Source organism: Nocardia sp. bgisy118 (genome assembly GCF_057708605.1).
This window is the reverse complement of sequence record NZ_JBYISM010000003.1, coordinates 131,246-155,461: the sequence shown is the minus strand read 5'-3', so window position 1 is coordinate 155,461 and position 24,216 is coordinate 131,246. Positions and strand designations below refer to the sequence as shown.

At 69.2% G+C, this 24,216-nt stretch carries 24 protein-coding genes; 12 read left to right on the top strand and 12 right to left on the bottom strand.

What is annotated here, in order from left to right; translation table 11 throughout:
- Positions 1-242: 242 nt before the first annotated feature.
- The 5 genes from AC3EO7_RS04925 to AC3EO7_RS04905 all read left to right on the top strand — a co-directional run bounded on the left by AC3EO7_RS04925 (position 243) and on the right by AC3EO7_RS04905 (position 6,345).
- The gene (locus AC3EO7_RS04925; RefSeq protein WP_431964521.1) at positions 243-2,330 is read left to right on the top strand and encodes an AMP-binding protein; all 2,088 of its coding nucleotides are present in this window, start codon (positions 243-245) and stop codon (positions 2,328-2,330) included.
- Between the two features lie 124 nt (positions 2,331-2,454).
- Positions 2,455-2,841, top strand: a complete 387-nt coding sequence (locus tag AC3EO7_RS04920) for a hemophore-related protein (protein WP_431963853.1) — start codon at positions 2,455-2,457, stop codon at positions 2,839-2,841.
- 38 nt (positions 2,842-2,879) lie between these two features.
- Complete coding sequence (locus AC3EO7_RS04915; protein ID WP_431963851.1) at positions 2,880-3,590, top strand: response regulator transcription factor; 711 nt, start codon at positions 2,880-2,882, stop codon at positions 3,588-3,590.
- 13 nt (positions 3,591-3,603) lie between these two features.
- The gene (locus AC3EO7_RS04910; protein ID WP_435590545.1) at positions 3,604-4,998 is read left to right on the top strand and encodes a sensor histidine kinase; all 1,395 of its coding nucleotides are present in this window, start codon (positions 3,604-3,606) and stop codon (positions 4,996-4,998) included.
- A gap of 174 nt (positions 4,999-5,172) precedes the next feature.
- Positions 5,173-6,345 carry a YhgE/Pip domain-containing protein gene (locus AC3EO7_RS04905; protein ID WP_431963847.1) on the top strand — a complete coding sequence of 391 codons (1,173 nt, stop codon included), beginning with the start codon at positions 5,173-5,175 and terminating at the stop codon, positions 6,343-6,345.
- Positions 6,346-6,351: 6 nt separating this feature from the next.
- Here AC3EO7_RS04905 and AC3EO7_RS04900 read toward each other — a convergent pair whose 3' ends face one another.
- The 6 genes from AC3EO7_RS04900 to pdxH all read right to left on the bottom strand — a co-directional run bounded on the left by AC3EO7_RS04900 (position 6,352) and on the right by pdxH (position 11,770).
- A complete protein-coding gene (locus AC3EO7_RS04900) occupies positions 6,352-6,627 on the bottom strand; it encodes a hypothetical protein (RefSeq protein ID WP_435590544.1) in 276 nt (91 codons plus the stop codon).
- A gap of 3 nt (positions 6,628-6,630) precedes the next feature.
- Entirely contained in the window at positions 6,631-7,425 is a 795-nt protein-coding gene (locus AC3EO7_RS04895) for a DUF3558 family protein (RefSeq protein ID WP_435590617.1), read from the bottom strand.
- 387 nt (positions 7,426-7,812) lie between these two features.
- Positions 7,813-8,172 carry an FKBP-type peptidyl-prolyl cis-trans isomerase gene (locus tag AC3EO7_RS04890; protein WP_431963845.1) on the bottom strand — a complete coding sequence of 120 codons (360 nt, stop codon included), beginning with the start codon at positions 8,170-8,172 and terminating at the stop codon, positions 7,813-7,815.
- 33 nt (positions 8,173-8,205) lie between these two features.
- The gene (locus tag AC3EO7_RS04885; RefSeq protein WP_431963843.1) at positions 8,206-9,507 is read right to left on the bottom strand and encodes a citrate synthase; all 1,302 of its coding nucleotides are present in this window, start codon (positions 9,505-9,507) and stop codon (positions 8,206-8,208) included.
- Between the two features lie 157 nt (positions 9,508-9,664).
- On the bottom strand, positions 9,665-10,948 hold the full coding sequence (locus tag AC3EO7_RS04880; protein WP_431963841.1) for an MFS transporter: 1,284 nt from the start codon (positions 10,946-10,948) through the stop codon (positions 9,665-9,667).
- Between the two features lie 66 nt (positions 10,949-11,014).
- Positions 11,015-11,770, bottom strand: a complete 756-nt coding sequence (gene pdxH / locus AC3EO7_RS04875) for a pyridoxamine 5'-phosphate oxidase (protein ID WP_431963839.1) — start codon at positions 11,768-11,770, stop codon at positions 11,015-11,017.
- Positions 11,771-11,890: 120 nt separating this feature from the next.
- Between pdxH and AC3EO7_RS04870 the strand changes: the two genes are divergently transcribed.
- On the top strand, positions 11,891-13,039 hold the full coding sequence (locus tag AC3EO7_RS04870; RefSeq protein WP_431963837.1) for a citrate synthase 2: 1,149 nt from the start codon (positions 11,891-11,893) through the stop codon (positions 13,037-13,039).
- Positions 13,040-13,206: 167 nt separating this feature from the next.
- On the opposite strand, the gene AC3EO7_RS04865 is transcribed toward AC3EO7_RS04870, so the two are convergent.
- The 3 genes from AC3EO7_RS04865 to AC3EO7_RS04855 form a co-directional block, all read right to left on the bottom strand.
- Positions 13,207-14,622: a lipase family protein gene (locus tag AC3EO7_RS04865; protein WP_435590543.1), complete on the bottom strand. Its 1,416-nt coding sequence runs from the start codon at positions 14,620-14,622 to the stop codon at positions 13,207-13,209.
- Between the two features lie 86 nt (positions 14,623-14,708).
- The gene (locus AC3EO7_RS04860) at positions 14,709-15,350 is read right to left on the bottom strand and encodes a TetR/AcrR family transcriptional regulator (protein WP_435590542.1); all 642 of its coding nucleotides are present in this window, start codon (positions 15,348-15,350) and stop codon (positions 14,709-14,711) included.
- A gap of 59 nt (positions 15,351-15,409) precedes the next feature.
- Positions 15,410-16,144 (bottom strand): hypothetical protein, encoded by a 735-nt coding sequence (locus tag AC3EO7_RS04855; protein WP_435590541.1) that lies wholly within the window; start codon positions 16,142-16,144, stop codon positions 15,410-15,412.
- Between the two features lie 119 nt (positions 16,145-16,263).
- Between AC3EO7_RS04855 and serC the strand changes: the two genes are divergently transcribed.
- The 3 genes from serC (at position 16,264) to AC3EO7_RS04840 (ending at position 20,039) form a co-directional block, all read left to right on the top strand.
- Positions 16,264-17,388: a phosphoserine transaminase gene (gene serC / locus AC3EO7_RS04850; protein ID WP_357409397.1), complete on the top strand. Its 1,125-nt coding sequence runs from the start codon at positions 16,264-16,266 to the stop codon at positions 17,386-17,388.
- Positions 17,389-17,859: 471 nt separating this feature from the next.
- Positions 17,860-19,053, top strand: coding sequence for a septation protein SepH (sepH, locus tag AC3EO7_RS04845; RefSeq protein ID WP_435590540.1), 1,194 nt, complete (start codon positions 17,860-17,862; stop codon positions 19,051-19,053).
- Between the two features lie 242 nt (positions 19,054-19,295).
- Positions 19,296-20,039 carry a DUF6928 family protein gene (locus AC3EO7_RS04840; protein WP_431963826.1) on the top strand — a complete coding sequence of 248 codons (744 nt, stop codon included), beginning with the start codon at positions 19,296-19,298 and terminating at the stop codon, positions 20,037-20,039.
- Positions 20,040-20,140: 101 nt separating this feature from the next.
- Here AC3EO7_RS04840 and AC3EO7_RS04835 read toward each other — a convergent pair whose 3' ends face one another.
- Positions 20,141-20,458 carry a DUF2537 domain-containing protein gene (locus AC3EO7_RS04835; protein WP_431964517.1) on the bottom strand — a complete coding sequence of 106 codons (318 nt, stop codon included), beginning with the start codon at positions 20,456-20,458 and terminating at the stop codon, positions 20,141-20,143.
- 11 nt (positions 20,459-20,469) lie between these two features.
- On the bottom strand, positions 20,470-21,273 hold the full coding sequence (locus tag AC3EO7_RS04830) for a TrmH family RNA methyltransferase (protein WP_431963824.1): 804 nt from the start codon (positions 21,271-21,273) through the stop codon (positions 20,470-20,472).
- Between the two features lie 479 nt (positions 21,274-21,752).
- Between AC3EO7_RS04830 and AC3EO7_RS04825 the strand changes: the two genes are divergently transcribed.
- The 3 genes from AC3EO7_RS04825 (at position 21,753) to AC3EO7_RS04815 (ending at position 23,699) form a co-directional block, all read left to right on the top strand.
- Positions 21,753-21,995 carry a hypothetical protein gene (locus tag AC3EO7_RS04825; protein ID WP_435590539.1) on the top strand — a complete coding sequence of 81 codons (243 nt, stop codon included), beginning with the start codon at positions 21,753-21,755 and terminating at the stop codon, positions 21,993-21,995.
- Positions 21,996-22,005: 10 nt separating this feature from the next.
- Complete coding sequence (locus AC3EO7_RS04820; protein ID WP_431963822.1) at positions 22,006-23,211, top strand: GNAT family N-acetyltransferase; 1,206 nt, start codon at positions 22,006-22,008, stop codon at positions 23,209-23,211.
- 86 nt (positions 23,212-23,297) lie between these two features.
- Positions 23,298-23,699, top strand: a complete 402-nt coding sequence (locus AC3EO7_RS04815; RefSeq protein WP_431963820.1) for a YccF domain-containing protein — start codon at positions 23,298-23,300, stop codon at positions 23,697-23,699.
- 72 nt (positions 23,700-23,771) lie between these two features.
- On the opposite strand, the gene AC3EO7_RS04810 is transcribed toward AC3EO7_RS04815, so the two are convergent.
- A complete protein-coding gene (locus AC3EO7_RS04810) occupies positions 23,772-24,209 on the bottom strand; it encodes a MarR family winged helix-turn-helix transcriptional regulator (RefSeq protein WP_431963818.1) in 438 nt (145 codons plus the stop codon).
- Between the last annotated feature and the right edge of the window lie 7 nt (positions 24,210-24,216).

Here is a 24,216-nt window from a genome sequence, read left to right as displayed (position 1 = left end):
CGAGAAATTGCGTCTACGACGGCCGAAATAAGTGACATCAGATTCTAACGGATCAATAACAGCTTGGGTGACATCGAGTATAGCTACGGGCCTTGACCTGCCCGTTCCAGGCAAAACCAAAGGTCGCGGCACCCACCCGGGCGTCGCGTGAAGTCTGCCACAATCATCCAGATCTATCGAGGCGGGCATCGAGGCGAAGCTAGGGAGTCACGGGTTTGAGCACAGCATCACAGGGTGATTCGGTGGAGGGCGGTGGCCGGTCGACGGGTGGACACGCGAAGCACGACTACCGACCCGTCTATCAGACCAGCCTGGTCGATCCCGCCGAGTTCTGGGCCGGCGCGGCCGAAGCGATCGACTGGGAGGTGCCCCCCAGCCAGATCGTCGACCCGACTGCCAGGCCCGTGACCAGGTGGTTTCCGGATGCCAGCCTCAATACCTCCTTCAATGCCCTCGACCGTCATGTGCGCACCGGCACCGCCGACGAGGGGGGCCTGGCCGATCAGCCCGCCCTAATATACGACTCCGCTATGACCGGCGCCAAGGTCGTTTTCAGCTACGCCGAACTGCTCGACGAGGTGGCCACCTTCGCGGGCGCGATGACCGGGCTCGGTGTCCGCAAGGGCGATCGAGTGGTCATCTACCTTCCGATGATTCCCGAAGCCGTGATCGCGATGCTCGCCTGCGCGCGGATCGGCGCGGTGCACTCGGTGGTGTTCGGCGGCTTCGCCGCCCCGGAGCTGGCCGCCCGCATCGATGACGCCCAGCCTGTGCTGATCATCACCGCCTCCGGCGGCATCGAGCCGGGCCGCAAGATCGAATACCCGCCCATCGTGTTGCAGGCGCTCGACATCGCGGAGACCACCGCCCCGCGGCATGTGATCGTCAAGCAGCGGCCCGACCAGTTCACCCCGATCACCTTCGCCGCGCCCCAGGCAGCCACCGAGACGCTGCCGAGCTCCGAAGCCACGGTGGCGGCGCAGTGGCTGGACTGGGAGGACGCGGTGCGCGACGCGGAGCCCGCCGATCCGGTGCCGGTCGCGGCCACCGATCCGCTCTACATCCTCTACACCTCGGGCACCACCGGGAAGCCGAAGGGCGTCGTCCGCGACAACGGGGGCCACGCGGTCGCGCTGGCCTGGTCGATGCGCAACATCTATGACGTCGGCCCCGGCCAGGTGATGTGGGCCGCCTCCGACGTCGGCTGGGTGGTCGGCCACTCCTACATCGTCTACGCGCCGCTGCTCGTCGGCGCGACCACGCTGCTCTACGAGGGCAAGCCGGTCGGCACCCCGGACTCGGGCGCGTTCTGGCGCGTGGTCGCCGAACACGGCGTGCGCGTGCTGTTCACCGCGCCGACCGCGCTGCGCGCCATCCGCAAGGCGGACGCCGAGGCCAAGCTGGCCCGCAACTACGACCTGTCCTCGCTGCGCGCGCTGTTCTGCGCGGGCGAGCGGCTCGACCCGGCCACCTACGAGTGGGCGACCGGCACCTTGCTGGCCGACCGCCCCGACTGCCCGGTCGTCGACCACTGGTGGCAGACCGAGACCGGCTGGCCGATCTGCGCCAACCTACTAGGACTACAGGAGCTGCCGATCAAGCCGGGTTCGGCCTCGGTGCCGGTGCCCGGCTATCGACTGCGGGTGCTGGACGCCGAGGGCAACCCCGTCCCCGCGGGCACCGAGGGCAACATCGTCATCGGGCTGCCGATGCCGCCGGGCACGCTGACCGGCCTGTGGCAGGACGAGCCCCGCTTCAGCCGCTCGTACATGTCGGCCTTCCCCGGGCACTACCTGACCGGCGACTCGGGCTACTTCGACGAGGACGGCTACCTCTACGTCCTCGGCCGCAGCGACGACGTGATCAACATGGCGGGCCACCGGCTGTCGGCGGGCAGCATCGAGGCCGCCATCGCCGGGCACGAGGCGGTGGCCGAGTGCGCGGTGATCGGTCTGCCCGACGAGCTCAAGGGCCAGCGCCCGATCGCCTACGTCGTCCTCAAGGAAGGCGTCGAGGTCGACCCGGTCCAGTTGCGCGAGGAACTCATCGCCCTGGTGCGCGAGAAGATCGGCGCGATCGCCACGCTGCACGACGCGATCGTCGTCGCCGGGCTGCCGAAGACCAGATCGGGCAAGATCCTGCGCAAGACGATCCGGCAGATCACCGCGGGCGACACCTACGACATGCCCTCCACCATCGAGGACCCGGCCGTGCTCGCCGCGCTGGAGGATCAGATCATCACCACCAGGGCCGACGAGGAGGAGGCGAACGCGGCGGCGGACAACGGCGAGGCGACCCTGCCCGACTCGGATCCCGTTGCGCCGTCCTGATTCCCCTCCGGTGGCGATCGTGCCCTCAGAACTTTCTCAGGGATAGCTCACACGCGTGCCAGCGCTTCGCAATAGCGTCGGATGCGCTTTCGCTCGATCCCTCGAAGAACTGGAGGCATTCTCGATGAACTCTTTCCGTCGTCGCACCGGTCGTGCCGCGCTGACCGCGGGCAGCATGGCCACGGTGGCGATGTTGCTTTCCCCGGCGCTCGCGTCCGCCGACCCGGCGGAGCTGGCCGCCCCGCTGCTCGCCTCGGACTGCACCTTCGCCCAGGTCGACGCCGCGTTGCACGACAAGGCGCCGCAGCTGGCCGCGATGCTCGACGCGAACCCGTCCAGGAAGGCGGAGCTCCAGCGCCGCTTCGATCAGCCGGTGGAGCAGCGCCGCGCCGAGTTCCAGCGCCTGGTCGACCAGAACCCGGGCGCCGCGCGCGAGGCGGAGAACGATCCGCGAGCGGCGGGACTGCGCGAGACGATCCAGGCCGTGGCGGCGTCCTGCCACAACTACTGATCGACGCCTGACCGACGACCGCACCCGAGAGCGGCAGAATGAACGACGTGACCACCTCGACGCCGACCGTCCTCGTTGTCGACGACGACGAGGACGTGCTCGCCTCCGTCGAGCGCGGGCTGCGGCTGTCCGGTTTCCGGGTGCTGGTCGCCCGGGACGGCGCCGCGGCGTTGCGCAGCGTGAGCGAGCACGCCCCCGACGCCATCGTGCTGGACATGAACATGCCGGTGCTGGACGGCGCCGGGGTGGTGACCGCGCTGCGCGCCATGGGCAACGAAGTACCCATCTGCGTGCTCAGCGCCCGCGCCTCGGTGGACGACCGGATCTCCGGGCTGGAATCCGGCGCCGACGACTACCTGGTGAAACCGTTCGTGCTCGCCGAGCTCGTGGCGCGGATCCGCGCGCTGCTGCGCCGCCGCACCGACACACCCGCCCCCGCGACCCCCGGCGCCATCACCGTCGGTCCGCTCGAGATCGACGTCGCGGGTTATCGCGCGCTGCTGCACGGCACCGAAATCGAGCTGACCAAAAGGGAATTCGAGCTGCTGTCCACGCTGGCGCGCAACGTGGGCGTGGTGCTGAGCCGGGAACGTCTGCTGGAACTGGTGTGGGGCTACGACTTCGCCGCCGACACCAACGTCGTGGACGTCTTCGTCGGCTATCTGCGCCGCAAGCTGGAGGTCGGCGACACCCCGCGTCTGCTGCACACCATCCGCGGCGTCGGATTCGTCCTGCGAGCGCCGAAATGAATCCGGCCGTGCCATGAAAACGCGTGGGCGCAAGACCTTTTCGCTGCGCACCCGGGTGGCGGGTGCGGCGGCGGCAGGCGCCGTCATCATCGTGACCGCGCTGAGCGCGATCACCGTGCAGGCGATCGAGCGCACCAACTTGCAGCAGAGCGACCAGCAACTCGCGGTCGCGTCCCGGCTCGTCCTGCTCGACCCGGTGATCGCGGTCGGCGTGCTCGGGCTGACCGGGCTCAACGACGATATGGCGATCACGGTGCGCGACAAGGGTTCCGTGGTGGCGAGCAGCCCGGTCCAGCTTCCCGACCTGTCCACCGGATCGCGCACCGTCACCGTGGGCGGCGTCCCGTACCGCGTGCTCACCACGACCGAGAACCAACCGCCGGATCGCACTGTCTCCCTTGGCATTCCGGCCGACGAAGCGGCACGCGCCACGGCGGAACAGCAGCGCTGGGTGATGGGCGGCGCACTGCTCGCGGTGGCCGCCGCGGGCGCGCTCGGCTGGTTGCTCGCAGGCCGCGCGGTGCGGCCCATCGTCGACCTCACCAGTCAGGTCGGCACCCGTAGCGCCTTTCCCGATCGCGACAATCCGCAACCCCCGGTCGACGGCAAGGGCATGCGCGAGGCCGAGGAGCTGGCCGACGCCGTGAACCGCATGCTGCAACGGGTGGATCAAGCGCAGGAGGAGACCGCGGCCGCGCTGGAGACCGCGCGCGATTTCGCCGCAGTCTCCGCGCACGAACTGCGCACCCCGCTCACCGCCATGCGCACCGACCTGGAGGTGCTGCGCACCCTCGACCTGGACGAGACGCAGCGCGCGGAGATCCTCGCCGACCTGCAGCGCAGCCAGGGCCGGGTGGAAACCACGCTGGCCGCGCTGGAACGGCTGGCCACCGGCGATCTCACCAACGAACGCGATCACGTGGACACCGACGTCGGCGACCTGTGCGACCAGGCCGCGCACGACGCCATGCGCCACTTCCCCGGCCTGACCGTGCGCATCGAGACCGACGCCGAGCTGGTGACCCGCGGCCTGCCCGCGGGCCTGCGCCTCGCGGTGGACAACGCCCTCGCCAACTCGGTGAAGCACGGCGGGGCCACCGAGGCGCTGGTCTCGGCGCACCGAACACCGCGGGGCCACATCGTGATCGCCGTCGACGACAACGGGCGCGGCATTCCGGTCGAGGAGCGCGACGCCGTCTTCGCCCGGTTCTATCGCGGCAGCCAGGCGAGCAAAGGCGGCTCCGGGCTCGGCCTGGCGTTGGTCGCCCAGCAGGCCCAGTTGCACGGCGGGCGGGCGTACTTCGAGGACAGTCCGCTCGGTGGCGCACGGTTGGTGCTCGACCTGCCGGAGCGGCATCGCCTCGACGGCCAGTTCACGTCGAACGGGTCCGGTTACCGCGGCCGCTGAGTACCGCGGTGTCGAGGGCCCCTCGGAGAATCGGCGATGGCCGCCCAGCTGTCGCGCGATGGTGGCGAGCATCGCGAGAGCGGCGTTCAGCGCAACGAAAACCTTTGCGCCCTTATCGAACTCTCAGAGAAACGCCAACGGGACCGTTAGCAGCGATCCCTAGGGTCGGTTTTCGTGATCGGACATCGCGCCCGCTGGGCCCTGCTCGCCGTTGGGATCGTCACCGCAGGAGCGATCGGAGGTGGACTCACCGCCTGCGCGGGCCCCGGCTCGGGGCCGTCGGGGATCGCACTGGTCAACGCCGACACCGGCCCGACCGGCGCGCGCATCGTGCAAGCGCTCGAGCAGGACGGCGCGGGCTACCAGTGGACCATGGCGAAGCCGGGCGAGACCGACCCCGACGACTACGCCGCCGTGATCACGCTGCCCGCCGATCTCACCCAGTCCATGGGCACGCTGGCCGGTCCGCAACCGCAGCGCGCCATCGTCACCGTCGCCGCGCACGACAACGCCGACGGCGACCTGGTGAACGGGGCCGTCCAGGCGGTGACGCACCGCATCGGCGCGACCGGCGTGGATACCGCGCTGGCCGCCGTCGCCCAGGCCCGCAGCCAGCTCACCGGCGTGCAGTTCACCGCCCAGCTGCTCGGCGCCGGGGTGAATGCCGCGGCCTCGGGCGCCGATCAGTTCAGCGCGGGCGCCGATCAGCTCCTCGGCTTCCTGGACTTCGCGAGATCGGGCTCCGCGCAGCTGACCTCGGCCATCGCCATGCTCAACGACACCATCGACGGCGCGGCCGTGCAAGCGAATCAGCTTGCCGAGGCACTGGATTCGACCGGGATCACGATCGCGCAGGTGCAGCAGACCGCGGGCACCGTCAGCACCGGCCTCGACCAGATCCTGCCGCTGCTGCGCGCGCTGCCCTTCGCCCACGATCCCGCGCTGGCCGACATCATCGGCAAACTCGATGCGCTACGCGCGGTTTCGGGGCAGGCGGGCTCGCAGCTGGACGGCCTCGACCTGCTCGTCGGCGGCGCCGTCGACCCGAACACCGACCTGGGCGCGCTGCTGCGTACCGTCGTCGGCCGCCTCCAGTCCGCCAGCGCCCAGCTCAACGAGGGCGCCAAGCTCGCGGAGGGTCTCCCCCAGCTCGCCGAACAGGGCGGCGCGCAGCTGGTCGACGCGATCGGCCAGCTCACCGGCGGGGTCACCCAGCTACAGCAGATCGTGACCAACCTCAATACACAGACTGGCAAGGCCATGGAAGCCCTCCCGATGCGCAGCACCACCCAGCAGTCCGCGATCGCCCTCGCCCTCACCGACCCGGTCGAGATCGTCCGCGAGTGAGCGCCGCTATCCGAGCCTGCTGTGCCTGCGCGGGTCGTCGAGACGGTCGTCGTCGACCTCCCGCAAGCGCTGCACGGCACCATCGATCCACCGCGAGAACGCGGCCGCGAGATCGGCGGGCGTCGTCGGCCGCACGCTGATGTGCTGGGCGCGTACCTCGGTGTAGCGGCCGTCGTCGGCGATGTCGTACCACTGCAACGTGTGCACGGCGTCGGGCCGGGTGTGCAGCGGACCGACGCGCAGACCGGCCGAGCCGCCGCCGTCCGCGGGCCTGCCGAGCAAGCGTCAATACTGCTCCCGCGGGGTGTTGCGGGCATTGTCCTGTAGATAGGTGTCGCGATTCGGGCGCAGATCGTCGGGATGGAAGGTGGCGGGCTGCTGTTTGCCCGGCTGGCACGGCGGGATGGATCGCACGATCTGGGCGGCCAGCGATTCCGGAGGGCAGGTCCGCAGCCGGATCGGGCCGTTCTCGTCGTCGAGCACGGTCTGGAACGCGACCACCGCGTGCGAGACATTGCGCGCCCCGAGGATGCGGTACTGCTTGACCTCGCCGGTGCTGTTCTTGTGTTTCCGTGAGCCGCCGAGGATTTCGATGCGCATGTCCGAGGTGGACAGCGTCTGCATCGCGAACTCGATCTCCTCCAGCTCGTCGCGGGAGTAGCGGGCGCGCACCCCGAGACGGTGCTGATCGAAATCGTTCTGCACGGCGAACCGGCTGAGGTACTTCAGTGGGCGCGGGAACCGGTCGTTGGCATCGCTGTACCAGATCTCAACGTTGACATTGCAAACCTCGCTGGCGCGAGTCTCGTTGCGGCGCGTAGTGATCGCCGGTCGACCTGCGACTGTGAGTTCTCGAACGTCGAACGAGTAGTGCTCGCGAACATACGGAATGGTGAGATTCGATGCCTGGATCGCCACCGAGTAACCGTTGCCGCCAGCGATGACCCATCTACAGCCTCGCCACTTGGTGCCATTGGGTCCGTCCGCGTTGGCCTTGTTGTCGGCGACACCTTTCACCAACCGCTCCGACTTCAGCGCACTCTCAGGCACATCCGTACACGGGTTGTACCCCTTCGGCACATCCACCGCCAACCCCGACAGCCGTTGTCGCACTGCTCATCACACCACCGGAAGGCTGCGCCTCCCACCGGCAGATCCCCCACACCCCGCCAGCCCGACCCCCGCGGCAAGCACCCCCACCATCAGCACGGCCTTCTTCATCGCTCGCATCACCCTGCTTCCCCTCCGCGGCCTAGGTCTTCCGGCGACTATATCCAATGACCCCACCGCAGATCCGACCGATCGGTGCGGTTCGGAAAGCATGCGACGGTGGTCTCCCTCTGCCGAGGGGCGACGATGCCCACATCATCTTCGACGCAACGGAAGCCGTTCCGGTTCCACCCAATTGCCCCGGATACGACCGTGGCCCGCACTCCGGGGAGTGCGGGCCACGAGCGAGTCGGTCGATCAGCCTGCGTTCAGCAGGTCGATCACGAAGATCAAGGTCTTGCCGGAAAGGTGGTGGCCCGCGCCGGCCGGACCGTAGGCGAGCTCCGGCGGGATGGTGAGCTGACGACGGCCGCCGACCTTCATGCCGGGGATGCCGTCCTGCCAGCCCTGGATCAGGCCGCGCAGCGGGAAGGTGATGGATTCGCCACGCTTCCACGACGAATCGAATTCCTCGCCGCTGTCGAATTCGACACCGACGTAGTGCACCTCGACGGTGCCGCCGGGCACGGCTTCCTTGCCCTCGCCCACGACAAGGTCTTTGATCACGAGCTCGGTGGGCGCAGGGCCCTCTTGGAATTCGACAACCGGCTTGGTCATTCGGCTATCCCCTTCGATAGGTGGGTTGGATTGTCAGCGGTTGGTGATCTCGCGGTAGTCGCGCGCGCCGTAACCGGTGTAGATCTGGCGCGGACGACCGATCTTCAGCGGCTCGCTGTGCATTTCGCGCCAGTGCGCGATCCAGCCGGGCAGCCGGCCCATCGCGAACAGCACGGTGAACATGCGGGTCGGGAAGCCCATGGCCTTGTAGATGACGCCGGTGTAGAAGTCGACGTTCGGGTAGAGCTGGCGCGAGACGAAGTAGTCGTCGGTGAGCGCGGCCTCTTCCAGCGCCTGGGCGATGTCGAACAGCTCGTCGTCGCCGCCGAGCTTGCGCAGGATGGCGTCGGCGTGCTTCTTGGCGATGGAGGCGCGCGGGTCGTAGTTGCGGTAGACGCGGTGCCCGAAGCCCATGAGCTTCACGCCGTCTTCCTTGTTCTTGACCTTGCGGATGAACTCCTTGACGTCGCCGCCCTGGGCCTTGATGTCGTCGAGCATCTCCAGCACGGCCTGGTTGGCGCCGCCGTGCAGTGGGCCCCACAGCGCGTTGATGCCGCCGGACACCGAGGTGAACAGGTTGGCGTCCGAAGAGCCGACCAGGCGCACCGTGGAGGTGGAGCAGTTCTGCTCGTGGTCGGCGTGCAGGATCAGCAGCATGTCCAGCGCGGCCGCCACTTCGGGGTCGACCTCGTAGGGCTCGGCCGGGAAACCGAAGGTCATGCGCAGGAAGTTCTCCACCAGGCTCAGCGAGTTGTCCGGGTAGAGGAACGGCTGGCCGACGGACTTCTTGTACGAGTAGGCCGCGATGGTCGGCAGCTTCGCGAGCAGGCGGATGGTGGACAGCTCGACCTGCTCGGGGTCGCGCGGGTCCAGCGAGTCCTGGTAGTACGCCGACAGCGCGTTGACCGCGGAGGAGAGCACCGGCATGGGGTGCGCGTTGCGCGGGAAGCCGTCGAAGAACCGCTTGAGGTCCTCGTGCAGCAGCGTGTGGCGGCGGATCCGGTCGGTGAACTCGTCGAGCTGAGCCTGGGTCGGCAGCTCGCCGTAGATCAGCAGGTAGCTGACCTCGATGAAGGTCGAGGAACCGGCCAGCTGGTCGATCGGGTAGCCGCGGTAGCGCAGGATGCCCGCTTCGCCGTCGATGTAGGTGATCGCCGACTTGGTCGGGGCGGTGTTCATGAATCCGGGGTCGTACGTGACGTACCCGGTGCTGGCCAGCAATTTGCCGAGGTCGACACCGTCGTTGCCTTCGGAGGCTTCGGTGATCGTCATGGCGTATTCGCCACCCGGGTAGCTCAGCACCGGTTTGGCGTCGTTGATGTCTTTCTCGGGCACGGAAGGATCCCTCTCAGGCTAGGACCGTCGGCATCGAAGTGCGGTCGGCACGGCGGTGCGATTACCTAGACGCTAGTCGCTGTCCACGCGGCCCAGCCACGAGGGTGCCCACCGAGCGACCTCACAAACGCCGTGTCGTCACGTGAGGTTTCGCCGGTCAGGCGGGCAGCGATTCGGTGTGCGGGCGGGCGACCCGGTAGCGAACGAATGCTGGGAAGGCCAACGCGGCCAGCACGACACCGATCACCACCAGCACGCCGCCGCCCGCCGCGGCGACCGCGGTACCCAGGCCGGCGGCAGCAAAACCGTGGGCAACATCACCGACCCGCGGGCCACCAGCGACCACCACGATGAACACCCCCTGCAGGCGACCACGCATCTCGTCGGTGGCGACGGTCAGCAACATGGTGGTGCGCAGCGCGGCGGACACCATGTCGACCGCTCCGCCGAAAGCGAGGAACGCCACCGCGATCCACAGCCAGACGCCGAGCCCGAACAGCTGCCCGGCCAAGCCGACCGCGAGCCCGAAGCCGACCATCGCGACGCCCCACAGCGCGATGCAGACGATCACGGCGAGACCCTGGCGGCGAATGCGCGGAATCCACCCGGAGAACACGCCGCCGAGCACCGCGCCCGCCGACATGGCCGCGAACAGCAGGCCGAGCGCCACGCCGCCGCTGGCCGGGTCGCCGAAGGTCTCGTGCGCGATCTGCGGGAACAGCGCGCGCGGCATGCCGAAGACCATGGCGATGACGTCGACCAGGAACGAGGCGAGCAGGATGCGCTGGGTGGCCAGGTACGTGAAACCGTCCAGGACCGTGCGGAATCCGGCCCTGCGCGTGTCGCCGGTCGGCGGGAACGCGGGCAGCCGCCACACCGCCCACAGCGTGACGAGCAGGGCGATGGCGTCGACGAGGTAGAGCGTGGACAGCCCGATCAGCGGGATGAGCGCACCCGCGAGCACCGGCCCCGCGATGGCGCCGACCTGCTGCACGGTCATGCTCAGCGAACTGGCGGCGGCGAGTTGTTCGGGCGGCAGGATGCGGGAGATGGCCGCGCTGCGGGTCGGCTGGTTCACCGCGAAGAACGCCTGCTGCACGGCGAACAGGACCAGCACCACCCAGACGTTGTCGAGCCCGGCCGCCGCCTGCGCCCAGAACAGCACCGCGGTGACGCCGGTGCCCGCGGTGGTGATCACCATCAGTTTGCGCCGGTCCATGACGTCGGCGAGCGCACCGCCCCACAGCCCGAACAGGATCAGCGGCACGAGTCCGAAAAGCCCGGAAAGTCCGACATATCCGGAACTTCCGGTGATCTGGAAGATCTGCTGCGGCACCGCGACCACCGACAGCTGGGCCCCGATGACGGTGACGATGTTGGTCGTCCACAGCCTGCGGTAGTCGGGATTGCGCAGCGGGGTGGTGTCGGCGAGCAGCTTCACCGGCCGGAGATTAGCGAGTTTCCGGCCGGCCAGACGACGCGAGATTCATCACATGATCAGATCTTGTCAGGGCTGCAAACGGTCGACCATCATCCGGCCCTCGGCGATCCGCACCCGAATCCGGTTGTGCAGCCTGCCGCGTCGGCCCTGCCAGAACTCCACCTCGTCGGGACGCAGCAAATAGCCACCCCAGTGCGGCGGCACCGGGATCTCGTCGACGTCGGCGAACCGCGCGGTGGTCTCGGCCAGCGCGCGATCCAGTTCGGCCCGCGACCCGATCGGGCGGGACTGGTGCGAGGCCCACGCCCCGAGCTGGGAGTCACGTGGACGCGAGCGCCAGTACACCGAGGTCTGATCGGCGGAGGATCGCTCGACCGGCCCGCGCACGTGCACCTGCCTGCCGAGGGCGGGCCACAGGAACGTCGCCGCGGCGAACGGGACGGCGGCCAGTTGCGCGCCCTTGGCGGAGTCGTAATTCGTGTAAAAAGTCACACCTTCCGGTGAGAGTCCTTTGCACAGCACCGTTCTGGCGACCGGTCGCGGCGCGCCGCCCGCCAGCGAGACCGTGGCGAGGATCATCGCGTTGGGTTCGGCGATGCCGACGGCGGTGGCCTGCTCGATCCAGTGGCGCAGCAGCGGCTCCCAGCCCCCGGCCAGCCACGTTTCGTCGAGGTCGATGTCCTCGCCGGAGCCGAAGGGCGCGCCGCCGTACTCGGCCCGCATCGACGACAGGTCGGTGTCCACCGGGAGCTCGATCGCGTTGCGTCCCGCGTCCGGCGGGAGCAGGACGGGATCCGGCGCTGAATTGTCCAGGTCACGCATGGGCCAGACGTTACTCCGCGGTAGCAGGGGGCTAAGGTTTTGGTGATCGGCATGTGCTCGGCGAGCAGCACCCTCATCGGCGAGAACCCATGCGACCCGAAGTGCAAGGAGAGTCACAACATGACTACCAGCCCCGCGGTTCCCGGTGGCCAGGCCACCGTACCCAGCGATTTCGTCAGCGGCCTCGAGGGCGTGGTGGCTTTCACCACCGATATCGCCGAACCGGACAAGGACGGCGGCGCGCTGCGCTACCGCGGCGTCGACATCGAGGACCTGGTCGCGGGCCGGGTGACCTTCGGCGACGTGTGGGCGCTACTTGTCGACGGCGAGTTCGGCCGCGGCCTGCCGCCCGCCGAGCCCTTCCCGCTTCCGGTGCACACCGGCGACGTGCGCGTCGACGTGCAGGCCGGTCTGGCCATGCTCGCGCCGATCTGGGGCTACCAGCCGCTGCTCGACATCGACGACCAGGAAGCGCGCGAGAACCTGGCTCGCGCCTCGGTGATGGCGCTGTCCTACGTGGCGCAGTCGGCGCGCGGCATCTACCAGCCCGCGGTGCCGCAGAAGAAGATCGACGAGTGCACCACGGTCACCGAGCGCTTCATGACCCGATGGAAGGGCGATCCGGACCCGCGGCACACCGAGGCCATCGACGCCTACTGGGTCTCCGCCGCCGAGCACGGCATGAACGCCTCCACCTTCACCGCCCGCGTCATCGCCTCGACCGGCGCCGACGTGGCCGCCTCGCTCTCCGGCGCGATCGGCGCGATGTCCGGTCCGCTGCACGGCGGCGCCCCGGCCCGCGTGCTGCCGATGATCGAAGAGGTCGAGAAGACGGGCGACGCCCGTGCGCTGGTCAAGGGCATCCTCGACCGCAAGGAGAAGCTGATGGGCTTCGGTCACCGGGTGTACCGGGCCGAGGACCCGCGCGCCCGCGTGCTGCGCGCCACCGCCAAGCGTTTGCAGGCCCCGCGCTACGAGGTGGCGGCCGCGCTGGAGCAGGCCGCGCTCGCCGAGCTGCGCGAGCGTCGCCCCGACCGCGCCATCGAGACCAACGTGGAGTTCTGGGCGGCGGTGATCCTCGACTTCGCCGAGGTGCCCGCGCACATGATGCCCGCCATGTTCACCTGCGGCCGGACCGCGGGCTGGTGTGCGCACATCCTGGAGCAGAAGCAGCTGGGCAAGCTGGTGCGCCCGGCCGCGATCTACACCGGTCCCGCCGCGCGCAGGCCGGAAGAGGTCGCGGGCTGGGCGGCCATCGCCCACCTCTGAGGCGTCGACCGCACAACGATCGCGAGCCGGATGCCGCGGCGGGTCTCCTTGCCCGCCACGGCATCCGGCTCGCAGCGTTTCCGGGTGAGACCGACGCGATAGCGTCCGAAGACCACACCGCCCCGCGACGTGCCACGCACATCCCGGGGCGGTGCTTCATCTTCCAACTACCATGCGCCGATCGGCTTCCCGAAGAACGAGGCGGCGGTTTCGCCGAACACCGAGGCCAGGAACGGCAGCTCGCCCGGGGTGGCGAGCATTGTCGGCATGTCGCTGGTGCTGCACCCCGGCTGAGCGGGCACGCCATCGAGCCGGTCACGCAGCCACAGCAGGGCCGCGGGACCGCCGGTGACCTCCGCGATTATGTGCTCGCTGGCGTGGTCGCGGGTGAACTGCACCCGTGCGTCCGGGTTCTGGCAGTAGGTGTTCACCAGGTCGTTGGTCGAGCCGAGCGGCAGGATCTCGTCCCACGCCGAATGCCAGATGAACATCGGCACGTCGGGCACGGTCTTACCCAGCTTCGTGTCTTCCAGCATCGCGGCCACCACCGGATCGAGCAGCGGATCGCCCTGGGTCCGGATGAGTCCCTTCAGATTCAGGAACGGGAACAGTGCCGACTGGTACTGCACGCACAGCGGCGATTTGACCGCCACGAGTGCCTTGCCGAGCGGATCGAGGTTTCGGTCGAGGAATGCCGCGAACTCGGGGTACTCGCGCGCCAGACCCATCACCGCGGCGAACACCAGTCCGGCGGTGGCCTGGTTGTTGGCCATGTTCAGCGTCGCGCCCAGGTCCGCGCCGACACCGCCCTGCGCCGCGCCGACGATGTTCAATTCGGGCGCGTAGGTGGCCCGTAGTTCGGCGGCGTGACCGGTCGGCATGGAACCGCCCGAGTAGCCGTAGAGGCCGACCGGCGCGTTGGGTCCCACCTCCAGCGGCGCGAACGACGTCGCGGCGCGGATGCCGTCCAGGGTGATGCGACCGCCGAGCGGACCCGCGGCGTACGCGGAATTCGGCCCCTGGTGATCGGGGATGACCACGGCCCAGCCCTGCTGCAATGCGGCTTGGGCGAATACGAATTCGCCCGGCGCCACGATCTGCCCGAGCAGCGGCGCGACGGAGAGGTGCTGGAGCGCGTAGGACGGCGTGCAGTAGCCGGCGGTCGAATCCTCGGCGATCTGCAACGACAGCAACTTGCGCGGCTCCGGCGCGACGCCGCGCGGCTTGATCAGCGTGGCGACGGCCGAGATCGGCTGGTCCCTGCTGTCGTTGGAGCGGTAGGAGACCTGCCAGGCATCCACATTGAGCGGGATGAGGCCGAAATTCGCCAGGTTGACCTGGCGCACCGCGATCACCTCGCCGGGCGCGGCCGCGGCCAGCACGTCCGGGAGCTGGCGGTAGAAAGCCTGATCGAGTTCAGGCGGCAGCGGCAGCACGCGCGCGGCTTCGACGGGAGGACCGACCGGCGCGTCCGGCTCCGCTCCCGCCTGCGCCCCGACCCCCGCGAGCGAGACGGCGACCGCCGCGCTCATGGACACCATGCAGAACCGGCGTATCCGACCCGGCCTCGTACTGGTCCTCATCGACCCACATCCTCACGATTTCCGAGATTGAGACGCCTGCGTCTCAATCTTGGGCACACTATGGCACGGATGTGTCTGGGACGCAATCAGTTCGAGGCGTCGTCCGGCAGTGCCAGTGCGGTGAGCAGCGTGGTCAGCACGTCGACGAGCACCTCGACGGGCGGCCGTGGATCGTCGAGGCTCCACTGGTGCACGAGGCCGTTGACCGCCCCGATGAACGCCGCCATGGCCACCCGCCAGCCACCCGGCGGGGTGCGCACTCCCGGCAGCGATCCGGCGGCGGCCTCGACGACCGCGCCCCACCGATCCCTGACCTCGGCGCGATGCCGTTCCACCGCCTCGCTGACCCCGACGATCTCGACGAACGCGACCTTCGCCTTGCGGATGTCACCGACGACGGCCTCGATGTAGGCGCGGATGGCCACGTCGACCAGCACGCGCGGCTCGACGGCGTCCGCCGTGGCGAGCGCCCGCGCGACGGCGTCGCGCGCCTGCTCGTGAATCCGGTCGTAGACCTCGACGAGCAGTTCCTCGCGGCCGGCGTACTGCTCGTAGAACTGCCTGCGGGACAACCCCGCCGCCGCGCAGATATCGGTGATGGAGCTGTGCGCGTACGTCTTCTCCGCGAACACCGTGAGCGCGGCCTCGAAGAACAACGCGCGCCGCTCGACCTGCCGCTCCGCGACCGACTGTCCGGCGTAACTGTGTCTCGACCGCACCGCACTCACATCCGACGACCCTAGTGCGAGCGGCCCGAATCCACCCCGCACGCCGGGGCGAGACGCCCTTATTCGTCGCCGAGCGAAGCCGCCCAGTCCACCGCGACGGATTCACCGTGATCGACGGTGAAGAAGGCCACCTCGAGGTGCTGGCCGAGGTCGACCAGGCCGAGGGCGGCCAGCGGCACCGGCTGGATCAGGCGGACCCGCCACGGCAGCGCTTCGTCCCAGGCGTGCAGCTCGAGATCGAGGCGGAGCACCGGATCGTCGCGGCCGGAGTAGTCGGCCGCCACCGGCGTGGCCGCCAGCACGGTGGCGTCGGCCCTGCGCCCATCGGCGAGGATCTTGGCGATGCTCACCCTGGCCGCCTCGTCCGCGTCGGGGATATAGAGCACCAGCCGGTCCCGGTCCCCCGGATCGACCCGGCAGGCGACCACGTCGGCGGGCTGCATCCACTCCAGGTCTTCCTCGCGCACCCGCTGCCGCACCCTGGTCTCGTACGGGAGTTCCTCGTCGATCTGCACGCGAACCCAGAACACGTGACTCGGCTCACCTCGCCGCGGCTGCGGCCCAGGACCCGCCACGAAGGGCAGCGCGAACGACGGCGCCGAGCTCTTCCGCATGCCGAGGATGGTCGCCGATCCCGCCGTGCCGCGGATCAGCAATTCGCGCCGCGCCGCGCCCGACAGGGCGCCCGCCCGCAGACCGAAATTCCGTGGTCGCCGGGCGCGAATCCGCCACCCGGAATCAGCCGACGCCATGCCCATGGCCGGAAAGGGTAGCCGGACTGTGGCGTGCGCCACAGCAATACGTTGGTTCTATGAGTAATTGATCACACCTTCGCCGATTTCCGGGACGTCACGGGCCTCGGGTACCCACCCGCACGAACCGAGCAGGTCGGACACTCTTTATTCTGTTGGCCATGACCACTGCGTTCCCGACCATTCCCGACGACCTCAAGCCCGCCGACGGACGGTTCGGCTGTGGCCCCTCCAAGGTGCGCCCGGAACAGCTGGAGTCCCTCGTCAAGGTGGGGGCCTCGGTGTTCGGAACCTCCCACCGGCAGAAGCCGGTGAAGGACGTGGTCGCGCGGGTGCGCAGCGGCTTGCGCGAGCTCTTCGCCCTGCCCGACGGCTACGAGGTCGTCCTCGGCAACGGCGGCACCACCGCGTTCTGGGACGCCGCCGCGTTCGGCCTGATCCGCGAGCGCTCGCTGCACCTGACCAACGGCGAGTTCTCCAGCAAGTTCGCCGCCGTGGCCAAGGGCAACCCGTTCATCGGTGACCCGATCGTGGTCTCGTCCGAGCCGGGCAGCGCTCCCGAGCCGGTGGCCGACCCGTCGGCCGACCTGATCGGCTGGGCGCACAACGAGACCTCGACGGGCGTGGCCATTCCGGTGCAGCGTCCGGCCGGTTCCGAGCACGCGCTGATCGCCATCGACGCCACCTCCGGTGCGGGCGGCCTGCCGGTGAACATCGCCGACGCCGACGTCTACTACTTCGCGCCGCAGAAGTGCTTCGCCTCCGACGGCGGCCTGTGGGTCGCGCTGATGAGCCCCGCGGCGCTGGCCAGGGTCGAGGAGATCAAGGACAGCGGCCGCTGGACCCCCGAGTTCCTCTCGCTCCCGGTCGCGATCGACAACAGCACCAAGGACCAGACCTACAACACCCCGGCGCTGGGCACCCTGCTGCTGTTCGCCAACCAGATCGAGTGGCTGAACGCCAACGGCGGTCTGGACTGGGCGGTCAAGCGGACGCTGGATTCCTCTTCGCGGCTGTACTCGTGGGCCGAGTCGAGCGAATACGCGACCCCCTACGTCACCGACCCGGCGCACCGCTCGCAGGTCGTCGGCACCATCGACTTCGCCGACTCGGTGGACGCGGCGCAGGTCGCGAAGGTGCTGCGGGCCAACGGAATCGTGGACACCGAGCCCTACCGCAAGCTGGGCCGCAACCAGCTGCGCGTCGGCATGTTCCCGGCCATCGACCCGGAGGACGTGAGCCAGCTCACCCGCAGCATCGACTGGGTCGTCGAAAAGCTTTCCTGAGCGAATTTCCCGGTGCCCGTGGTCTGACCCCAGACCGCGGGCGCCGCGCTCGAACCACGATTACGTGGGCGCCCCGCCGAAAAGCGGTAAACCCCACTGAACAACCGAAATTCCCCGCCTCCCAGCCCCGTCCAGGGCGAGTCTTACGAGCCCGTTCGCGGCCGTCTCGCTTCCGAGCGGTCGAAGCGCATGCGACGAAGTCGCGAGTCCCGACCGCTCGGAAGCGAGACATAAGGGCCGCGAACACGCGCGCGCCAGCGCGCCAAAAACACAGCCCGCATACCCGCCCTGGGCATGTGCGCCAGCAACCCAGTGAACCCCTCGCGCACCGAACCAAAGAGCAAACACTAGCCGTTTCCTCTAAAGCGCGGCAGATTTTGGTGCCGCGTGTCTTGCCTCGAGATCATCGACTGTGCACTACTGTTTCGGAAAGTGGGCGGTGTCGCGAGCCGACGCGATAAGGAGGTAACGGTGCGTGAACTTCGAGTGATCGGGGTGACGCCCGACTCCACGCACATCGTGTGCATCGACACCGAGTCCGGCCAGAAGTTCCGGCTGCCCGCAGACGACAAGCTACGAGCCGCCGCGCGCGGAGACCTTGCCCGATTCGGCCAGATCGAGATCGAAATGGAAGCGTCTATGCGTCCCCGCGATATCCAGGCCCGTATCCGTGCCGGGGCCTCCGTCGAACAGGTCACCGAAGAATCCGGCATGCCCGCGAGCCGGGTCGAGCGTTTCGCGTATCCGGTGTTGCTGGAGCGCGCCCGGGCCGCCGAGCTCGCGCAGAAAGCGCACCCGGTGCGTCCCGACGGCCCCGCCGTGGAAACTCTGATCGATATCGTCACCGCCGCGTTCACCGAGCGTGGGCACACGCTCGAGAATGCCGAGTGGGATGCGTGGAAGGACGAAAAGGGCTACTGGGTGGCCCAGTTGCAGTGGCAGAACGGACGTTCCGAGATCGCCGCGCACTGGCGTTACCAGCCCGACGCGCACGGCGGTTCGGTCTCGCCGCTCGATGATCCCGCCGCGGATCTGATCGATCCCGATTTCGGTCGCGCGCTGCGCGGTCTGGCGACAGTGCTTCCGCCGCAGGCCGAGCTGGAGGCGCCCGAGCCCGCCGAGCCCGTCGTCGAGCCGCGCAAGGAAACGCCCGCCGCCACCGGCGCGCGTCCCGCGACGGCCCGGCAGCAGCAGCCGACGCTGGACGAGTACTTCGAGCAGCGCGCGGTCGCCGCAGGCGGCAGCGCCGCGGCGATCCCGGCCACCGGCGGCAGCGCCGCGGCAATTCCGGCCGCGAGTGGCAGTTCCGCAGCGATACCGGCCGCGGGCGGCAGTTCCGCAGCGATACCGGCCGCGGGCGGCAGTTCCGCAGCGATACCGGCCGCGGGCGGCAGTTCCGCAGCGATACCGGCCGCGAGCAACAGCACCACGACGCAGGCGGCGAGCACGAACGCCGCCCCTGCGGCGAGCGCTCCCACCAACGGCGCGCAGTCCGCGAACACCTCGGCACCGGCAGCGAACCCCGCGCCCGCCGAGGAGAACACCAAGTCCGGCAACGCGAACGGCAAGTCCGCTCCCGCCAAGCCGAACCGCACCAAGCGCGGGAAGGCGCCCATGCCGTCCTGGGAGGACGTGCTGCTCGGCGTGCGCAGCTCGGGTCACTGAGTCGAATCGACGCGCCCTGGCGCGTGCCATCTGCCCGCAGAGTTTGCTGGGTGACTCGCCCAGATTGCTGGACCCGAAATTTTCGGCGCGCTGGCGTGTTCCGTCACGGAAGCTGCGTCGCGGGTCGTCCGAGGCGAGTAGATTTTTCGATACGTGCCGGATGACGCGCACCGTCACCGGACACGAAAGGTAGCGGGAAGTTCGCGGAGTAGTTTCGTGCGACCATCGGGAGGTGCCGGAAAATGCTGTCCAAAGCCTCGTCCCTCTGGTATGTCGACGCCCCCGACCCGTTGGCGGTACTGCGCGCTGACCACGACCCGGACCCCGACGCCGCGCTGGCACTGGCCAAGCAGCTCTACGCCGACCGCGACGTGGTGCCGATCATGGTCGGCACCCTCGGCGGCTGCGCGGGCCCTGACCTGGACGAGGTGTACATCGGCTGCTATCCCGGTGTCACCGTGGTGTGTTCGGCGCAGGCCGCACTGCCGCGGCCGACGAAACTGCCGGAGCTTCTGGTGCGCCCGCTCGCCTCCGACCACACCTACCTGCTCTCCTTCGACACCGCCATCAACTGGGGCGCGTTCGCGCATTGGGAGCGCGGGGAATTCCGCCGCGCGTTCAGCTCGACCAGGGTGAACATCCTGGAGGACGAGGGCCTTCCGCTGGTGTGGGAGCGACCTTTCTGGGCGGGCGAGCATCCCGTTCGCTGGCATGCCGGGGAGTTGCCCGACCCGCAGACGCTGCCCTTCGACCCGCCCGACTTCGCCGATGCCGCCAACAACGAGTGGCTCGGCTTCCACTACCGCGCCCCGTCGGCCCAAGGCGCGCTGGTGCCCGGTGACATCGCGGTGTGCGGGTTCACGTTGTACGCGAAAGGCGCGGCGCCCGACCACTCGACCTTGGTCGATTCCGAAAGGCTCCGGACCGAGATCAAGCCGAGGCGTGGGCTGTTCGGTTGGCTGCGCGGAGGCGACCGGGTCGGCTGAATCGGACCGGCCCGGCATCGAACCAAAGCGACGTTGGACCAACCCCCGCGTCGGATCCGCGGAGCGTCAAGTGCCCCGTTTCCTTTGCACAGCCGGTCTTCTCACAGCGCCGACAGACCCTCGACGACGAGCGCCAGCCAGCCGAGCACCACGCCCACTCCGCAGCCGAGCAACACCCACCTGGTCACCGGCGTGAACCGCGCACGCCAGGCGGTAGGCGCGGCGCCACCCGCCGCCACCAGGTTCACCACCACGGCCAGCAGCGGATGCACCTGGGCCAGGGCGATGCCGAACGCGTAGACGGCCACGGCCGCCAGCAGCGCGACCATCACCGTCACGGTGATACCCGCGGCCCACGGCGTCGGATCCTGCGCGGGCGGATAGGGACGGTACGCACCGTTCGTCGGGTGATCCACCATGTCCTTGTCCCTCACGACGTTCTCACCCGTTCATAGAACGCCATCGCCGCGGCCGTGGCCACATTCAGCGAATCGGTGCCCGGAGACATCGGAATGCGCGCGCGGACATCGGTCGCGCGCATCGCGTCCTCGGTGAGGCCGGGCCCCTCCGCGCCGAGCAGCAACGCGACCCGTTCGCCCGTCATGGCGGTGGCCAGATTCGGCGCCGCGGGATTCGGCGTGAGCGCGATGATCTGAAATCCTTTGCTCCGTAGCACCTCCAGGCCGTTCGGCCAGTCCGGCACCGGAGCGAACGGCACCCGGAGGACGTGGCCCATCGACACCCGCACGGCACGCCGGTACAGCGGATCGGCGCAGCGATCGCCGAACAGGACCGCCTCGGCCCCGAGTCCGGCCGCGTTGCGGAACATGGACCCGAGATTCTCGTGGTCGTTGATCCCCTCGAGCACCGCGACGGTGCGCGCGCCCTCGGTCACCTCGTCCAGGGTCAACTCGGGCGGGCGCCGCGCCACCGCGAGCACCCCGCGATTGAGGTGGAAGCCCACGATCTCCGCCATCACCTCGGCGCTGGCCCGGTAATACGGCAGGTCGACCGTCGCCAGATCCTCGGTCAACTGCTCGTACCGGCGCGCCACTCCGAGCAGTGCGCTCGGCCGGAACCGAGAGTCCAGCATCCGCTGCACGACCACTACGCCCTCGGCGATCACCAGTCCCTTGCGACCGGGCAGGTCCGGCCGCCGATCCGCCGACGCCAGGTCGCGAAAATCGTCGACCCGGGGATCGCTGGGATCATCGATATCGATCACTTCGGCCACCGCCATATCCTGCCCGCCCCGGCCGGGCGCTCGAAACCGCACCCGTCCACCGCGCGGGACGCCGCTGATTCGGCGAGTCGAGCCGCCGGATCAGCGGAAGCGGACGAGGCAGGGCGACCGCGAGATGCATGCGATTCTGTTCGCTTTCGCCATCGCCGGACCGACGGGCCGTGCCGTCACCACCGGCCCGGCGTGGTCGGATCCCGATCGGATGATCTGCTCGGCCGCAGGCGATTCCGAGACCCTGCACGATCAGCACCCTGCACGATCAGCTGACGCGCGACTGGTCCGACCTCATCGCGCGCGAGTGCGGGGGAGAAGATGGCACACCTACACCGAACGCTCGGACGCGCGCCCTGCGCACGACCGAAACTCCCTGTGCTGCTGCCGATCTCGATCGAGCAGCACGGGTCGCCGAGTCGGCACTGCGACTGGCCAAGGAGGTCGACGCTAGAACCGACACGTCCGATACCGCCACGGTGACCGCCGTCACCGGGGCGACCGTCGATGAGGCGACGCGTTTCACGGCCCAACTGCTGACCGGATACCGGCGGATCGCCGCGTTCGACCTCGACCCGCACTTGCTCGGCAACGGCCCAGGTCCACCCGCTGGATCCGGTGTACGGACCGGACAACGACCGGCCGGTGCGGACACGGCGATCGTGCTTTCCCGACCGGGTCTCGGCCGGAAAACCGGGTGCGCCGGGGCGGGAGTCGTGTGACGATCGGCGCATGACGCTCGTACCCGGCATCACCGTCCGATCGGCCACCGAGGAGGACGCGGCGGGGGTGCGGCTACTCGTGGAGACCTCGTTCGGCACGAGGTCGGACGAGGCGTGGCTGGAGCGGTCGGCGCAACTGTTCCCGCCGCGTGACGTCATCGTGGCGGTGGACGGCGACCGCGTCGTCGGGCACGTCCGGTCGCGGGAGATGATCCTGACCGTGCCCGGGGAGCGGACCGTCTCGGCGTGCGGCATCGCCGGAGTCGGCGTCGCGCCCACGCACCGCAGGCGCGGCATTCTGCGCGCCATGTACACCGAGCAGCATCGGCGCACCGAGGCGCAGGGCCTGCCGCTGACCATCTTCACGGCGAGCGAGGGCGGCATCTACGGGCGGTTCGGGTACGGGCCGACGGTGCGGCTGAACGCGGTCGAGATCGATCGCAGGTTCGTCGAATTCCTGCCCAGCACACCGGATCCCGGCGGCGTCGAGCTCGTGATGCTCGCTGACGTCGCCGACCGGGTGCGCGAGATCTACGACCGCTGGCGCAGGCCGACCCCGGGCGCGCAAGTGCGGCCCGACGCGTCGTGGGGCCATCTGTTCGCCGATCCGGAGCGGTTCCGCGGCGGCGGCTCGGATCTGTTCACGCTGCTGCACCCGGACGGCTACGCGCTCTATCGCTACTACCGCGAGGGCAGGGAGATGATCGTCGACGTCGTCGAGATGCGCACGGTCACCACCGACGCGCACGCCGCGCTCTGGCGCGCACTGTTCGGTCTGGACCTGGTCACCCAGGTCAAGGCCGAGCTCAGCGACAACGACCCGCTCCCGTACCTGCTGCGGAATCCCCGGCTGGTCCGCACCACCGCGCGCTACGACAACCTCTGGCTGCGGCTGATGAACGTCCCCGGCGCGCTGACGGCCCGCGACTACGGGACCGATCTCGACGTCGTCCTCGGCGTCACCGACCCGTTCCGCGCGGCGGGTGGCACGTTCGCGCTCACCGTGCGCAACGGACAGGCCGAGTGCGCGCCCACCGACCGGGCGGCAGACATCGAGCTCGGCATCGACGTCCTGGGCAGCATGTACCTCGGCGCTTACTCGGCGCGCGCGTTCGCGGCGGCGAATCGGCTCCAGGTCAAGGATTACGGCACGCTGCGCGCGCTCGAGGAGGCGTTCGGCGCCGACCGGGACGCGGTGCTCGGCTGGTTCTTCTGACCGCGGCTTCCTCGGACCGGGTGCGGGTTCCGCGCCCGACCCGGAATGTCCCCACGGGTCGGCGACAGGCTGGCATCCTGGAGAACATGAAGCCGCTTCAGCTGGTTCTCAACATCCTCTGGCTCATCTTCGCCGGGTTCTGGATGGCGCTCGGCTACGTCGTCGCCGGGATCATCTGCTTCATCCTGATCATCACGATCCCGTTCGGCATCGCCTCGTTCCGCATCGCGGCCTATGTTCTGTGGCCGTTCGGCCGCACCACGGTGGAGAAACCGGGCGCGGGCGCGGGCTCGCTGATCGGCAACATCATCTGGTTCATCGTGGCCGGCTGGTGGCTTGCCCTCGGCCACCTGCTCACCAGCATCCCGCTGTTCCTCTCGATCATCGGCATCCCCTTCGGCTGGGCCAACCTCAAGTTCATCCCCCTCTCGCTCTTCCCCCTCGGCCGCGAGATCGTCGACTCCGACCGCCCCTTCGGCGCCGGCTGAGTTCGGGGACCGTGCGCACGCTTCGCAGCGCTCGCAATCGCTGCGAGGCGTGGGGGACGCGTGCGACGAGGGCTACTCCGATTCGGAGACGATGTGCTTCATGATGGTGACGGCCTGGGTGAGGACCGCAAGCTGGTCGTCGGTGAGGGACGAGAGTTGCTCGGTCATCCAGGCTTCGCGTGCGCTGGCCTCGTCGGCGATCAACGCACGGCCGGATTCGGAGAGCGAGACGATGATCTGGCGTCCGTCGGTCGGATGCGGCTTGCGCTCCACCAGGTTCAGGTCGGACAGCGAAGCGATCACCCTGGTCATCGACGGCGGCTGCACCCGCTCCTTGGCGGCCAGCGCGCCCGGTGTCATCGCGCCCTCGCGCGCCAGCGTGGCCAGGGCGGAGAGCTGGGTGAGCGAGATCTGTGAGTCGGCGCGACGCCCCCGCAGGTGTCGCGTCAGCCGAACCACCGCCAGCGAGAGTTCACCGGCGAGGGCTCGAACATCCGATGGCGTTGTCACAGTGGCA